Raw genomic sequence first — 15,964 nt, 5'->3', positions numbered from 1 at the left:
TCGGAGCCCCTTTCCTGGCTATGTCCGGCCAGATAGCGCAGATACGAAAAAGCCCAAGAGATTGAATAACTTGGGCTTTTCTATAGCCATCATAATGACATGCTCAACTACACAACGTCATGTAATTGAGATTATCTGGTATGCGCATAGGACTCTGTATTGATCCACTGATGGTCGGCCTCCCAGCTAAACAACCATTTGCGTACCGGCCCAGCCATGACATTCAGATAGTAATTATCGTAACCCGCCAACGTGGCTACCGGATGATAGCCTCTAGGGGCCATGACCACATCCTTGTCGTAAACAGCCATCGATTCATCGAGGGAACGATCATCGGTATAAACGCGCTGGAAACAGAAGCCTTGGGGAGGATTGATCCTGTGGTAGTAGGTCTCCTCCAGATAGGTTTCATCAGGCACATTATCGGTATCGTGTTTATGACTTGGGTAGGAGCTGGTGCACCCCTCTTCGGTAAACACTTCCACCACCAGCAAGCTGTCGGCCAGCGCTGTGTCAGGCAGAATGTTGTGTACAAAACGGCGGTTGTTACCGCGCCCCCGCGCCTCAGCCCCAATATCCTGCGGCCGAATTAACCGTGACGGTGTAGACCCCTTGCCAGGAGCCCGACATACGGCAAGCTCTAATGGTGTTTCAGCCACCACACAACAACTATCACCACGAGTGACGTACACCGCCCAAGGCTTTTTCCGCTCAAACGGACTCATCCGTTCACCTATACGCGGATAACGGGCATGAGGTGTCGAGATGGTCGCAAGGCCAGCCACCAGCACCAGACAGAGTTCATCTTCACTCGCAGCGAACTCGATACGCTGGCTCGCCGCCAACTCATAAACCTCGAAGCCCACATGATGCCAACCAGCAGACGCTGGCGTGATGCACTGCGTTCTGCCCTGTCCATCTGGAGAGTGATGGCGGGACAAGAGTTTAGACATGCCAATCTCCTTTGAAGACGCGGCGAGGCCTCCCCCGCCGCGCCATATGGTCAGATAAGCCCTGCATCCTGCGCAAAACGATGCAAGTTCTGATAGCCCATTGAGGCATAGGTCAAGGGATGGGCAATAGCCGGATCCTGTTCTGCTTCAACGACCAGCCAACCCTGATAGCCATTTGCCTTCAAGATCGGGAACAGCGCACCATAATCAACACAGCCATCTCCCGGTACCGTGTACACACCAGCCAATACCGCATTCAGGAAACTCAATTTGCGATTTTTCACATCCGCCAGCACCTTGGCACGGACATCCTTGCAATGCACATGGTTGATGCGATGAGCCCAACGCTTTGCGACAGCCACCGGATCAGCGCCAGCAAAAGTCAGATGGCCTGTGTCGAGCAACAACCCGACCTCATCGCCGGTATGGCGCATCAGGTTATCAATGTCTTGTTCGGTTTCGATGACGGTTCCCATGTGGTGGTGATATGCGATTTTTACGCCTTGGCTCAAGGTATAACGGGCAAATTCAGTCAACTTGCGGCCGTACTCCTCCCAACGCTCTGCAGGAAAGGTTGGACGCAAGTGTACCGGCATCTGCTGGTTACCATGGATACAGCCTGTCACCTCGGCAAACACCATGACGTTCGCACCAAGCTCGCGCAGGAGGGTCAGGTGATCCTGTACCGCTGCAATTTCCTCTTCAACGCTGCGGCTCAGCAGCTCACCAGAGTACCAGCCAGAAACCAGTTTGAGTTGATGACGCGCGAGGATAGGCCCCAGCAAACTCGCCTGACGGGGAAATTTGTTGCCCAGTTCAAAACCGGCAAAACCGGCCAGTTTGCCTTCACTGAGGCAGGTTTCAAGAGGTGTGTCAGCGCCGAGCGAGGGCAGATCGTCATTGGTCCAGGTCAGCGGGTTGATTCCGAGTTGTACAGTCATGCTTATGCTCCTTTAAAGTGTCACATTCCGATCATTGCATTGTGCGCTGGCGCCACAGGGCGATAAGACGCAGGTAGTTGTCCCGGATCTGGCCCACGAGTTGCTCATCAGTGATCTCCTCAGCAAGCCAGGCACGCGAAGGCGCGCCAAACAAAGTTCGTCCGACTGCAAATCCTTTTACCAAGGGGGTGCATGCAGCTTCGGCGAAACCAGCCGCCAACTCAGCCTCCGGGGCATCCAAACCAAGTAACACAACCCCGCGGCAGTAGGGATCACGCTCGGTGATCAGTTGCTCGAGTGCTTGCCAACCGGTGCGTCCCATCGGGGGCAGCTTCCACCAATCGGGTTTGACCCCGAGGTTATAAAATCGCTGTACAGCCCGGATATAGAACTGGTCGCTGCGATCCGTGCCTACTGGCAGGATCACCTCAAGCAACAATTCATGGCCGCTCTCACAACAGGCACGATAAACCTCTTGCACCATGCTCTCCTGCTCCATGCGCAACACGGCCTCATCCTCCGGATGACAAAACACCAGACACTTGACCACATGTTCGAGCGGCCAATTGACCAGTTGAGTGCCTATATTGCCATGCTCGAGGGCTAGCGGACGGGACCCCGGTAGCTCGATAGGACGCCCAATCCACCAACCTTGGCCGGTAACCTTATTGAGTACACCTTGACCAAACGTGCTGTCACAGAGCAAGCCAGCCTTGCCTGCCAACCCGGCTATGTCGACAGCCTCACAGCTGGCGCGATAAATCAGTTGCTTCAGGGGTACAATACGATCGAGCGAGGCGCCGGCCGATCGCGCCATCTCGACAAACTGGCTGCGATGGTCAAACGCCATGACACACAGCTCGTCCCATTGAGTTGCACGCGTAGTCACCCGGTGCAAGTGATTGAGGTGTGGATCCAGATCAGGGCGCATCACCTCAGCAGAACGACTCAGATAATCATCAAGCTCTATGGCAGTTGGCATGGCAGGGGCACAGCCATGACGCGAAACGACCAAGGCACCACACGCATTGGCGTAGGTGCAGGCGCGCTCCCACCCTTCACCATTGAGATAACCGCGTAGCAAACCCGACATGAAGGCATCACCAGCCCCCAGCACGTTGAGGACGTCGACTCGAACCCCCTTGACGGTGATCCCTTGATCCAGCGAATCCGGGATCTCGTCAGTAAAGACGGAGCTGCCAAGCGGTCCACGCTTGCATACCAGCTCGGCTCCGGTCAGCTCACGGACCCGGCGCAGGGCACTGATGGTGTCTGTGGAGCCGCCTGCAATGTGAAACTCCTCTTCTGTGCCGACGATGAGATCGAACTGCCCAAGCACCTCCTGCAACCGGGTGGTGACCTGTTCATTGGCGATGAAGCGGGTCTCGCCATCCCCTAAAGAGGTTAGCCCCCACAATACCGGGCGATAATCGAGATCAATGGCGGTTTTGACACCATTTCGTCGTGCGTAATCAAGCGCGGTAAGCACAGCATCTCTGGTTTTGGGATGGGAGAGGTGAGTTCCCGTAATGGCCAGACAACGGGCGGATGCAATAAACCCCTCGTCAATATCAGCGCGTGTCAGCGCCATGTCGGCGCAATTATCACGGTAAAAAATCAGAGGGAATGTTTCCTGATCTTTGATACCCAGTATCACCAGCGCAGTAAGATGATCCCGATCCGTAATGAGATGGCTGGTATCACAACCTACTCTATTGAGCTCTTCACGCAGGAAACGCCCCATATGCTCGTCACCAACCCGAGCCAACATCGCGGACTTGAGACCCAGACGTGCCGTACCGAACGCCACGTTACCTGACGATCCCCCCAGATACTTGGCAAATGAGCCCATATCCTCAAGTCGAGCACCAATCTGCTGTCCATACAGATCCACGGCAACCCGTCCAAGGCAAATCAGATCGAGTTTCTTTTTATTGGTCATACATAGCTCCAAGCTAGCTCCCTCGGGAGCAGTGATCCGCCAAAGCGGCCACGGGAAAACGGGGACTGAGCCACCTAGCATTCGCTGACATCAACCCAGCGAGCATGGGCATGGGAAAAAGCAATGGCATCCAGCACCCTTGAAACCTTCCATCCCTCCTCGAAATCCGGCCAAAGGGAACCATTGGTGGCGATGGCATCAACCAGATCGCGCACCTCCACCGTTTTTTGATCGTTGAACCCGATGCCATGTCCGGCGCCACCACAGAAGGGGGCATAATCGGTGTGAGCAGGCCCCACCAATATGGTCTTGAAGCCTTGGCGAGCAACAGGGTCATCATGGCGATAGAGCTTGAGCTCGGCCATTCGCTCCTGAGTGAAAGAAAGGGTTCCTTTAGTACCGGTAATCACGTAACTGAGCCCCATCTTGCGGCCACACGCGATACGAGAGGTTTCGATAAGGCCACGAGCACCAGTAGCAAACCGCACCATGGCATGGGCCTGGTCCTCATTCTCGACAGGCACCAGGGTAGTTGCACCAGCACGCGCTGGCCTATGGGTGATAACCGTCTGCAGATCCCCGCATACCTGCTCTATATCACCGACCAGATAATGGGCCATGTTGACGATATGGGCGGCGAGATCACCAAGCGCCCCCAAGCCAGCGGTTTCCTTGAAACAGTGCCAATGGATAGGCGCCATCGGATCAGCCATATAGTCTTCGTTGTGGGTACCGTAGAAATGCACAACGTCACCAATCTCACCGCTTTCAATGATCTCGCGAGCCAACGTCGCAGTGGGATTTTTCATGTAGTTGAAACCGACCAGAGTTTTGACCCCGGCCAATTTGGCGGCTTCAACCATCTCACGGGCATCGGCGGCACACAGAGCAAGAGGTTTTTCCGAATAGACATGCTTGCCGTGGCGAATGGCTGCCAGAGCCATCTCTTTGTGCAGGTGATTGGGTGAGCAAATATCAACTACATCGATAGCAGGGTCAGCGACCAGGGCACGCCAGTCACCGGTTGAGCGTCGAAAACCAAACTCCTGTGCCCTCTGCTTTGCCAGCTCGGGAGTAATCTCGGCCACCATCTCACACACCAACTCACCCTTGAGAGGGAACACAGTGGGGGCCTGGGCAAAAGCAATTGCGTGAGCCCTACCGATATAACCTGTTCCTATCAGACCGATGCGAACCTGCGTCATAAACTCCTCTCCTGCTCTGGCCGGCACAGAGCCGGGTCTCATTTCATATACGCCTGGTACGGAATGTATATTTCATTGAAGAGAGTAAATGAAATCAAAAGTCCATTTTGTGATCTGAGCGAAATTTTTGTTTCTATCAGCTCATATCCTCATACCATTGAGGTGAACTCGCCGATAGAGTGGCCCCAGAGCCTGCGGCTGACCCGCCAGAATTTCTTTCATCTGGACCAATAGCAACTCACCGGTAGCCACGGCATCAGCTAGCGCATTATGAGCAAGATAAGGAGGCAAACCGCGACGCTTGCGGATTTCACTGAGCCTGTAATCCACCCGTTGTACATGTCGGTTGCGAAGCAGCGATCTCTCCAGAACCAATGTGTCGAGCCAAAGCAGTGGCAATTCATGATCAATACCGCAATGGCGAGCCAAAAGTGCACCGAGGAAATGTCGTTCAATGGCAGCACCATGGACCACCAATAATCGTCCGGCGATCGCCTCCAGCAACTTGGAGAGGGCATCCCTTTCATCGAGCCCACCGTGCAGAACCTGTGGAGTGATATGATGGATCACCGAACTCTCGGCGCGTACAGTTTCAGCGGCCAGATAGTAGTGGCAAGATTCACCAAGACGTAATGTTCCATCGACAATGGGGATCCACCCCATCGAGAGAATACGATCCTGTGCAGGATTCAATCCGCTGGTCTCCATATCCAGAACCAGCATTGGCAACTGCCAAGGATTGGCGTTGGCCATTGGGATAGAGTGGACCAGCAATGACCGAACCAGAGGTTCATGACCAAATCTCGTCAGTGCTTTTGAGCGCCGACGCTCAAGGGCTGCAAGAGGATCGAGCCACCTTGCCAACGAACCAATCATCGCAATATCCCTGCGGCATGAAAGCGCTGACCTGCGGCTTCCTGCGTGCGTGCAATGATACGAAAAGCATCTTTAAGATGATTGCGCTCAAACTGGCTGAGGCTGGTTGGTGCAATGCCGTTACTGGGTGCGGCTCCCTGCCGCATAGCGTCGATCTGGTGTCGAAAACGGACCTGATTGAGAAATTCAAAAGCTTCCAGCAGCTCCTTACGGCTGCCTTCACTGATAATGTCGCCAGCGACCGCATCAGCAAGCCGTGCAGCCGTTTCACTTGCACTGCTACCTGCTGCCAAGGCATAGATCCTGGCTAGCTCAACCACCAGATTAATCGCCTGTTTCTTGATGTTGAGGGTACTGCGATTCTCACCATCCCTCGCCAGCACAAACTGGCGAAACAGGCCAAGAGGCGGGTTAACCCGCAGAGAATTTGCCACCAATACGGTCAAAAAACGTGGATGACTCCCAATCAGCCTTCCCAACCCTGCTTGCAAACGGCTGACTAAAGAGGAGTCCCCATAGATAGATCGCAAGTCCAGAAAGACACTGACATGCAGCAGAGCGTCGGTCTCCGGCTTGGCAATCCACATCCGATAACGCGCCAACCATGCATCCAGGCTGATACACCAGGCCGGGTTGGATGCCATCATCTGACCAGGGCAGAGTTGGTAGCCACATTCCGCCAAGCCGTGGCAAACCCACTCCCCCAAACGGCGAAAATACTCCCGGCCCTCTCCTTGAACCTCACGGGACAATACCAACGCATTATCCTGATCAGAGAATGGGTGCATCTCGCCACGGGCTTGAGAACCGGCCACCATCCAGGCATAACTGCATGGTGGCCCCCCCAGTTCCCGCTCCGCCAATTGCAAAAGTCGACGGGTAATGGCATCCGCAATGAGGGTCATGATTTGGGCTATTCGCCCAGCCTGTACCCCGCCCTCAACAAGTGCCTCAAATAAAGCTTGCCGCTGTGCACAAAGTGTTTGTAAACCGGCAACTGACTCCTGCCGATAGATACGACTGATCAGGAATACCGCCTGGGCCTGGTTGCGCTGTACCAGACTGGTTGCCGTCAGCACCCCGCAAATCCGCCCCTGCTCAATGACGGGCAAGCTTCGCACGTTATGGTGCATCATCAGCTCCATCGCCTGTATCAGGGGGGCATTACTGTCAATCGTGCATGGGTTGCAACTCATTACCAACCTGATTGGCTGATCAAATTGCAGCCCTTGAGCGATCACCCGCTTGGTCATGTCCCTATCGGTCACAATACCAAGCAAGGCGCCTCCTTCCATGATCAACGCGCTGGATCTATGTTCACTAACCATCACCTTTGCGGTCTCATGGATGGACGTTTCCGGCGATACCACTGCCATCTGACGATTGACCATAACTGAAACCGGCTGAAGAGAAAAAAGCACCTCATCAGAGGGGCGATCACGCTGTTGTCCAGAGGCCAAACGCCGGTGTTCAGCCTCGGCAAAATGCTCTTTGAGTGAGTAATTCTGCTCCATTACCTCATAGAGCATCGACTTCGGAATACCGTAGATCAGAGCAGGCTCAATCGCTATGACCTGATAGTCGCAATCACCCTCCCGTTCGAGCTGGCTGAATCCGAACAGATCACCACTCCCCAAACGGGCACGCAAACTCTGATCTGGATAGCGTTGTTCAAGTGCGCCAGTGCGCACAACAAACAGCCCCTTCCCTACGATGCGTTCGCCCGGCAATACCTCCCCCGCAGACCAATAAGAGATCTCAATCTGTCCGGCCAACAATTTCAACTCGGACTCTCGCAAAAGATCGAACGGATCTGTGGAGGAAAGAAAATGGCAAATATTTGGCAACAGGGATTGGTCCAACGACATGGGAATACTATCTCCAGATATCACAAACAGGGACGCCCCCTAATGAAGGGGGCGTCTGTAAAACGAACAACTCAATCCTCAGCTTCCACCACCAAAGTACGAGAAGCACCAAAAAGTTCACGACCTATGGCCCAGAAGATATAGCCCAAGGAGACAAATGCCACTAGATAGTAAAGGCCCATCAGCCATGCAGGTACGCTTTGCGCAAGGAATACATACATTGAAATGGAACCAAGCACGATGAGCACCGCAACCGGCTTGACCAAACTCCAAGGCTGAATATCCACTTGTTCGGTATACACCTCCTCATAAGCCCGTTGCGGATAAAAATGGCCGACCAACAACATGAACACCACGTTGAGCACAAACAGGATCCCCAGCAGGTGGAAGAAGTGGATATCTACCTTGATAACAAAATTGAACAAGATATAAGCTGACATCCCGAACAATAACCCCAGCTTGGCTGCAATAGCAGGAACCCTCTTGGTCAGCAGGCCCACCAATACCACACTCAGGATTGGCGCATTGAAGATCCCCTGCAGTTGTTGAATAAGATAGAAGAGTCCATCTGGCGCATTAGCAACCAATGGGGCAACGATCATTGCCACCAATGCCAAGCCAAGACCAAGATATTTACCGACGGCAACTGTTTGTGCTTCGGTAGCATCAGGCTTCAGGCTCTTTTTATAAATATTGATAGTGAATAGAGTCACAGAAGAATTGAGCCCACCACTGAAAGTGGAGAACACCGCACCTACCACCACTGCGGCAAAGAAACCAACCAACATTTCTGGCAATACCAATTGTACCAACCGAGGATATGCATGATCCGGATTATCAATCTGCCCCTGGAATATATGGAAAGCAACAATACCGGGAAGAATGATGATTGATGGGATCATCAGTTTGAAAAACGCACACAACAATACGCCCTTTTGCCCCTCAGCCAGATTTTTTGCCCCCAACGCTTTTTGCACAATCGATTGGTTGGTACACCAAAAAAACATATTAGATATAATTAGACCGGTAAATAATGTTGAAAATGGGACTAGAGAATCCTCCGCTCCGATAGAGTTAAATTTCCCCGGGTTGAACTCATATACTTCAACCAACCCGCTCCAGATATTGCCATCCCCTACATAGGCCAAGGCAAATAATGTCACCATCAATCCACCGGTAATAAGACCGACACCATTGACCGTATCAGCTACGGCTATGGCCTTGATCCCACCAAACACCGCATATATCGCGCCGAGGCCACCGACCCCCCACACCATGATCCAAAGTGCTGTCGTCTTATCAAGTTGGAAAACTTCAGATACACGAAATAAACTTTCCAAGGCTATCGCACCTGTATATAGCACAATAGGGAGCAGCGAAATAACATACATACCGAGAAATAGAATAGAGGTAATAGTTAGGGTCTGCTTGTCAAAACGCCGCTCCAAAAACTCTGGAATTGTTGAAATACCAAGCTTTAGATACTTTGGCAAAAAAAACAATGCAAACAACACTATTGTCATGGCTGCCATTACTTCCCAAGCCATCACGATAAACCCGGTCCGAAATGATAATCCATTCAAACCAACCAGATGTTCTGTCGAGAGGTTCATCAGTAGCATAGAACCACCGATATACATACCAGTCATGGACCGACCACCGAGGAAATATCCTTCCGCAGATTCGGTCAAATGTGCATTATGAGTTTTGTAGTAGGCAATAGCGGCCACCAGCAGGGTGAAGCCGATAAAAGAGGTAAAGGCTAACATGTGTGCGTTCTCCGTGTCTTCAATATCCAATTCGCTGCCTCATGTGAGAGGCAGCGTAATGTGGGGCGAAGAAATGTGAGGATTGGCGCAAGGCCTTGTTATGATTTTCTCACGGGGTCACAGCTTGACTTCACGACCGCTGCGGAGGGATTCCAGAGCCATATCGGCTAGATAGAGAGCTTGAGCGCCATCATTACCACTGCATTCTGGAGTAGCTCGCCCTGCCAGAACGTCAACAAAGTGCTGCCATTCAGCAATATAGGCGGCTGCATAGCGTTGCAGGAAGAAATGTTCCGGCTTGGCAGCAACACACCCTTCTTCACTCCATAACTCGACTGCGTTTTCATGGATATTTTTGGCCGTCAGCAATCCCTTGGATCCGTGTAACTCCAAGCGCTGATCGTAGCCATAACCTGAGCGGCGACTGTTGACAATGGTAGCCATAGCCCCGGATGGGAACTTCATCACCACAAAGGCGGTATCTATATCGCCAGCGTCACCAATAGCAGGATCAACCAGGTTACTTCCCTGGGCATAGATAGATACAGGGTCCTCTCCAATGATGAAGCGAGCCATATCGAAATCATGGATGGTCATATCACGGAACATACCACCAGACACTTTGACGTAATTGGCAGGAGGTGGTGAGGGGTCTCGTGAGGTGATCACCAAGGATTCGGCCTTGCCTATCATACCGGCCGCCAGCAGCTCTCTCACTCGGCGGAACTGGGGATCATAGCGGCGGTTAAAACCAACAAATAACGGTACCTTGCAAGCCGCTACAGTCGCGAGGCAATCACGGACGCGAGCCAAATCCAGATGAACCGGTTTCTCACAAAAAATGGTTTTCCCAGCGCGAGCCGCCTGTTCAATAAGATCGGCATGGGTATCAGTGGCTGACGCAATCAACACCCCATGGATCTGGGGATCAGCCATTGCCTCTTCACAACTTTGTACCTTGGCACCGTACTTGGCGGCCAAAGTCAAAGCCCCCTCCTGATGAGGGTCGATCACAGAATAAAGACGAGTTTCCTTATGCTCAGCGATGTTGACCGCATGAACCTGACCAATCCGACCGGCACCAAATAACGCGATATTAAACATACCAACTCCTTGATACTGTTTATCTGCACAGTGTTGTAGGTTGTAGGCGTCCTGCCGAGATGCCGGCTGCGCCTGCGAGTCCAGGCTGACCTAGTGTCGAACCACTTTTTCTTGGCACTACGGTCTGGATTAGATGAACATACCATGTGAAATTTTTATTTCAACTTAATGGCAATTGGACTTTTCGTTTTTGAGCGCGGGTTAACACTTTACAATCACACAACAACCAGACGCTCGTGGCGAAAATTAATTTTTCACTTTAAAAACAAATAATTGTGTTTTATTACATGTTAAATCCGGCCATATTTACATATTCCATTTCTAGCTTTGATGAAACACATAAAAAAGGGAGGCAATTGCCTCCCATATACAGGACCTTTGGATTAAGCCAAAACAACATCAGTATTGACGGGCGCGAGTCACCAACATGTCACGAATCGCAGCTGCTGCAGCCTCGATTTCGGGCTTGTCTGCAATCTGGGCTGTGCCGGTATGCCACCAGGCTTCATAACCATGAGTCATGGTTTTTGGCAGCACCTTGATATCGATCAGTACCGGTCCCTTGTCACGGGCAGCAGCCCCCAATGCAGCCTCCAACTCCACCTCGTCGTGCACCCGATAGCTGGTACAACCGTAACTCTCTGCATTCTTGGCAAAATCAACTCGTACCAAAGGACCATTTAAAACCCCGCTATCCGGATTTCGATATCGGTTTTCGGTACCAAAACTGCCCATCCCTTGCCCCATTTGCAGGTTATTAATGCAACCAAATCCGGCATTGTCGAACAACAAGACAACAATCTTCAGCCCCTCTTGTACGGCCGTTTGCAGTTCTGTGTGCAGCATCAGGTAGGAACCGTCACCGACAAACGCATAGACTGGCTGGGCTGGTGACGCGATACGGGCCCCGATGGCGGCCGCAATCTCATAACCCATGCAGGAGTAACCATACTCGAGGTGATAGGTATCTGGATGCCGTGGCCGCCACATACGCTGCAGATCACCAGGCAGAGAACCCGCAGCTCCCACGACAATGGCATCAGGCTCAAGCCACTTGTCCAGCAATCCCAACACCCGGGTTTGAGTCAATCGGGTCGCCAGACTATCCATATACTCCGGCAGTAAATTATCAAGTTGCCCAGCAACTTCTGGCACAAAATGCTGGTCAACCTGCACATTGGCTAACCGCTGCCACTCGCTTTCCCACTCGGTACGAGCGGAAATAATCTCATCTTTATAATTACTGCGATAATCGCGTGCCGCGAGCAGCTCGCCCAGCCCCTCCAAAGCCACCCGAGCATCGGCAACCACAGGCACGGCATCCAGCTTGTGGGCATCAAAGCTGGTGACATTGATGGTCAAGAATTGTACCTCAGGATGGCTAAATAATGACTTGGATGCGGTTGTGAAGTCGGTGAAACGGGTACCCACCCCAATGATCAAATCAGCCTCGGCAGCCAGGCGATTAGCCGCCAGACAGCCGGTAGTGCCAAGTCCCCCAACATTGAGAGGGTGCTCCGCCTCAATCGCCCCCTTACCCGCCTGGGTCTCGGCAAATGGAATATTGAAGCGCTCGACAAAGTCACGTAACGCGCCATGAGCCTCGCTATAACGTACCCCGCCTCCACATACCAATAACGGTTTACGCTTGGCCAATACAAGAGATAAGGCGTCGGCCAGCATAGCGTCACTGGGAGGCCGACGTTCAATGCGGTGTACACGTCTGGCAAAGAAAGCAGCTGGATAATCATAGGCTTCGCCTTGCACATCTTGCGGTAGACAGAGAGTGACCGCCCCGGTATCAGCAGGATCTGTGAGTACCCGCATGGCATTTATCAGGGCACTCATCAACTGTTCCGGTCGAGATATCCTGTCCCAATAACGAGATACCGGGCGAAAACAATCATTAGTGCTCAGGCTGGCATCATGGTACTGCTCCACCTGTTGCAACACGGGATCAGGCTGGCGGCTGGCAAACAGATCTCCAGGCAATAACAGTAAAGGCAGGCGATTAGCCGTGGCAGTAGCAGCCGCAGTCACCATATTGGCAGCCCCCGGCCCCACAGAAGAGGTAACAGCACAGATCCGCTTGCGTTTGTGCTGCTTGGTAAACCCGAGAGCGATATGAGCCATCCCCTGCTCATTACACCCCTGATAAACTTTCAATCCCCCCGCACCTTGCTCCAGCGCCTGACCCAATCCCAGCACATTCCCATGACCAAAGATGGTAAAGATGCCATGTATAAACTTGTGTTGGGCCCCATCAATTTCCACAAACTGCTGATCAAGAAACTTCACCAGCGCCTGGGCCATCGTCATTCTGATCCGCTGCATAGAGACTCCCTGCTATCGGTCTCCGTGTCCCCACCATGGGCCAAGTATCCTCTCTGCGAAGAATCGACACGGGCAATAGCGTTACTCTATAGAACAAATCTTCCACTTAAAGACAAAAATGAAACAAATACAATTTTTGTGATCCACTTTACGAAACGATGGTACCTTGCCCGGCGACCTCTTCACTCTTCTTGAAAGCAAGCCCCACAGCCAGCGACTGCAGCAAACATAACGTCGCAGCCTGGGAACGGAATGCCCCCACCTGGGCCTCTTTTACCACAAAGCAGACATCGCTCAGGGAAGCGAGGGGGCTTATTTGGCTATCTGTAATCACGATTTGACTGGCACCAACCTGAGCGGCTTTCTCACTCACCATCAGTGTTTCATCCGCATATGGCGTAAAACTGATAGAGATCACCACATCCCGGCTATTCATCAAAGCAGACTCCTCAGCCAGCATGCCCCCCAGACCATCGAGCAACACGGTGCGACGCTCCAAATGACCAAGTGCATAACGAAGGTAAACTGCAGCACTAAAAGAGCGACGTGAACCAATCACATAAATAGTGTCAGCCTCTTGCAACAGGGAAATGGCCTGACTCAGTTCAACGTCCGGCGTATGAAGTACCAACTGCTGCATGGACTGAGTATTTGCTCGCACAAACTCTTGCAAAATATGGTGAGGTTGCTCCACCTCAGCCCCCCCGTCCATCTCACGAAACAGACGGGCACGCTCCGTATAGCTCGCTGTCTCTTTGACCAGATCAAGACGAAAGATTTGTTTCATTTCATTGAAACCGTTGAATCCAAAGTTACTGGCAAACCGGATCAAGGTTGAAGGGGGAACACCAGCCTCCTTGGCGATCACCGCTACGGTTTGCATGGCCACTATATTTTTATTATCTATCAGATACTTGGCTACCTGCTGTAAGCGTTTGCTCAGCTCACCATAACGGGACCGGATCTGATCTTGTAATTCAGCTAGATTCTTCGCCACTGTCATTATGCTCTCCAACCTGTTGCAACCATATGTACCGAGCCGCCAACCGGCCTGTCAAAATTTCCACATCGATATCAAATAAATTGAAATGGATTAATCAGAAAACACACTCAAAAAGCCCGGCTTTATTATCTGCCACAGCATCGCACTCCCTGTCAGCAGTAATGGAACAACCATTCTTTCATATCGTGAAAAACTGTAAACCATTTCGTAACTGTTGAGGGGAGACAGGGGGTAAAGTGGAACCAACCTCTCATCTGCAGAGATGGGTCTCAACAATGTTGGATGGATCACAAAAAGGACCATTAATTTCAAATAGTATAAACGTGAAATTTATATTTCATTTAATTCCCGTGACCATCAGCCAAGAGAGAGATCGAATGGACATCGTACAGAATTACATCGGTGGCGCCATCACCGCCAGCCTCAGCAAGCGTATTGCCCCCATTTTCAATCCAGCGCTGGGCGAACCGATACGCCAGGTATTTCTGAGCTCGGCCGATGAAGTTCGCCAGGCCATTGCCGTTGCCCACACTGCCTTCCCTGCCTGGTCGCAAACACCTCCACTACGTCGAGCCAGAATCCTGTTTCAGTTCAAAGCATTGCTGGAAACCAAACGAGATGAGTTAGCCCGCCTTATCAGCGAAGAGCATGGCAAGGTATTCTCTGATGCTCAGGGTGAACTGACCCGTGGTCTAGAAGTGGTGGAGTTTGCCTGTGGCATTCCTCATCTGCAAAAAGGTGAACACTCCGCCAACGTCGGCACCGGTGTCGACAGCCACTCTCTGATGCAACCCCTCGGTGTATGCACCGGGATTACCCCATTCAACTTTCCGGCCATGGTACCCATGTGGATGTTCCCAATCGCCTTGGCTACCGGTAACACCTTCGTACTCAAGCCTTCGGAGAAGAATCCCTCATTGGCGTTACGATTAGCACAGTTGCTTCAGGAGGCAGGGCTGCCGGATGGAGTATTTAACGTTGTCAATGGTGACAAAGAGGCCGTGGATGTACTGCTGACCGACGAACGAGTCCAGGCGGTGAGCTTTGTGGGCTCTACTCCCATTGCCGAATACATATATTCAGTTGCATCCGCACATGGGAAACGCTGCCAGGCGCTGGGAGGAGCCAAAAATCACTGCATAGTGATGCCGGATGCAGATATGGAACAGACACTTTCAGCCATCATGGGCGCGGCCTACGGTGCAGCCGGTGAACGCTGCATGGCGCTGTCTGTTGCCGTCGCAGTGGGCGATGAAGTGGCTGATAACCTGGTTTCCGGACTCAAAAATCGCATCGCTCAGATGCGAGTCGGGCCAGGGATCACCGAAGGCCGGGAGAATGATATGGGTCCGGTGATTTCTGCCCAGCATAGAGCCAAGATCATTGAGTATATTGACCAGGGGGTCGAACAGGGGGCCACGCTTTGCATTGATGGCCGCCGCTTTACCGTCCCCACTCACAAACAGGGCTTCTTCGTTGGCCCAACCCTGTTTGACAGGGTCACCCCTGAGATGAGCATCTATCAGGAAGAGATTTTCGGCCCTGTTTTGTGCATAGTCCGCGCGCCTGACTACCGCACAGCTGTCACATTAATCAATCGCCACCAATATGGTAATGGTACGGCCATCTTTACCCGTGATGGCGATACTGCTCGCCAGTTTAGCGAAGAAGTCCAGGCAGGCATGGTCGGAATCAATGTGCCCATCCCTGTGCCAATGGCATTCCATAGCTTCGGTGGCTGGAAACGATCCATCTTTGGACCCTTGAATGTACATGGTAACGATGGGGTGCGGTTTTACACCCGAATGAAGACCATCACGAGCCGCTGGCCCACAAGCGTACGACTCGAACAGCACACAGGCAGCTTTACCATGCCGACGATGGGATAACGAACAATCCCACAAAAAGAGAGGGGCAGTTCGCCCCTCTCTTGAATGAGCATCGCCCAGATGATCTCACTTTTCTCTGG

At 52.2% G+C, this 15,964-nt stretch carries 11 protein-coding genes; 1 reads left to right on the top strand and 10 read right to left on the bottom strand.

All coding sequences use genetic code 11. The features are described from left to right. Positions 1 to 131: 131 nt before the first annotated feature. From iolB to LD28_RS0100950, 10 genes are all read right to left on the bottom strand, one after another. Positions 132 to 953, bottom strand: coding sequence for a 5-deoxy-glucuronate isomerase (iolB, locus tag LD28_RS22055; RefSeq protein ID WP_081959371.1), 822 nt, complete (start codon positions 951 to 953; stop codon positions 132 to 134). 50 nt (positions 954 to 1,003) lie between these two features. Continuing rightward, positions 1,004 to 1,894: a myo-inosose-2 dehydratase gene (gene iolE / locus LD28_RS0100990; protein WP_033135170.1), complete on the bottom strand. Its 891-nt coding sequence runs from the start codon at positions 1,892 to 1,894 to the stop codon at positions 1,004 to 1,006. Between the two features lie 31 nt (positions 1,895 to 1,925). Then, positions 1,926 to 3,836: a bifunctional 5-dehydro-2-deoxygluconokinase/5-dehydro-2-deoxyphosphogluconate aldolase gene (locus LD28_RS0100985; protein ID WP_033135169.1), complete on the bottom strand. Its 1,911-nt coding sequence runs from the start codon at positions 3,834 to 3,836 to the stop codon at positions 1,926 to 1,928. 74 nt (positions 3,837 to 3,910) lie between these two features. Further along, a complete protein-coding gene (locus tag LD28_RS0100980) occupies positions 3,911 to 5,041 on the bottom strand; it encodes a Gfo/Idh/MocA family protein (protein WP_033135168.1) in 1,131 nt (376 codons plus the stop codon). A gap of 141 nt (positions 5,042 to 5,182) precedes the next feature. Then, the gene (locus LD28_RS0100975) at positions 5,183 to 5,917 is read right to left on the bottom strand and encodes a 3'-5' exonuclease (RefSeq protein ID WP_033135167.1); all 735 of its coding nucleotides are present in this window, start codon (positions 5,915 to 5,917) and stop codon (positions 5,183 to 5,185) included. After that, the gene (locus LD28_RS0100970; RefSeq protein ID WP_206538731.1) at positions 5,914 to 7,785 is read right to left on the bottom strand and encodes a DUF294 nucleotidyltransferase-like domain-containing protein; all 1,872 of its coding nucleotides are present in this window, start codon (positions 7,783 to 7,785) and stop codon (positions 5,914 to 5,916) included. The genes LD28_RS0100975 and LD28_RS0100970 overlap by 4 nt, the downstream gene beginning before the upstream one ends. Positions 7,786 to 7,856: 71 nt before the next feature. Further along, positions 7,857 to 9,554: a solute:sodium symporter family transporter gene (locus LD28_RS0100965; protein ID WP_033135223.1), complete on the bottom strand. Its 1,698-nt coding sequence runs from the start codon at positions 9,552 to 9,554 to the stop codon at positions 7,857 to 7,859. 117 nt (positions 9,555 to 9,671) lie between these two features. Beyond that, entirely contained in the window at positions 9,672 to 10,658 is a 987-nt protein-coding gene (gene iolG / locus LD28_RS0100960; RefSeq protein ID WP_033135166.1) for an inositol 2-dehydrogenase, read from the bottom strand. A 399-nt stretch (positions 10,659 to 11,057) separates the two neighbouring features. Next, on the bottom strand, positions 11,058 to 12,992 hold the full coding sequence (gene iolD, locus LD28_RS0100955; protein WP_033135165.1) for a 3D-(3,5/4)-trihydroxycyclohexane-1,2-dione acylhydrolase (decyclizing): 1,935 nt from the start codon (positions 12,990 to 12,992) through the stop codon (positions 11,058 to 11,060). A gap of 148 nt (positions 12,993 to 13,140) precedes the next feature. After that, a complete protein-coding gene (locus LD28_RS0100950) occupies positions 13,141 to 13,995 on the bottom strand; it encodes a MurR/RpiR family transcriptional regulator (protein ID WP_033135164.1) in 855 nt (284 codons plus the stop codon). Positions 13,996 to 14,372: 377 nt separating this feature from the next. Between LD28_RS0100950 and LD28_RS0100945 the strand changes: the two genes are divergently transcribed. Then, on the top strand, positions 14,373 to 15,884 hold the full coding sequence (locus tag LD28_RS0100945) for a CoA-acylating methylmalonate-semialdehyde dehydrogenase (protein ID WP_033135163.1): 1,512 nt from the start codon (positions 14,373 to 14,375) through the stop codon (positions 15,882 to 15,884). Positions 15,885 to 15,964: the final 80 nt, after the last annotated feature.

The sequence above is a fragment of the Aeromonas finlandensis genome (assembly GCF_000764645.1).
GTDB lineage: Bacteria > Pseudomonadota > Gammaproteobacteria > Enterobacterales > Aeromonadaceae > Aeromonas > Aeromonas finlandensis.
The sequence above is the reverse complement of the archived record's forward strand: the minus strand, read 5'-3'. Positions and strand labels throughout refer to the sequence as shown.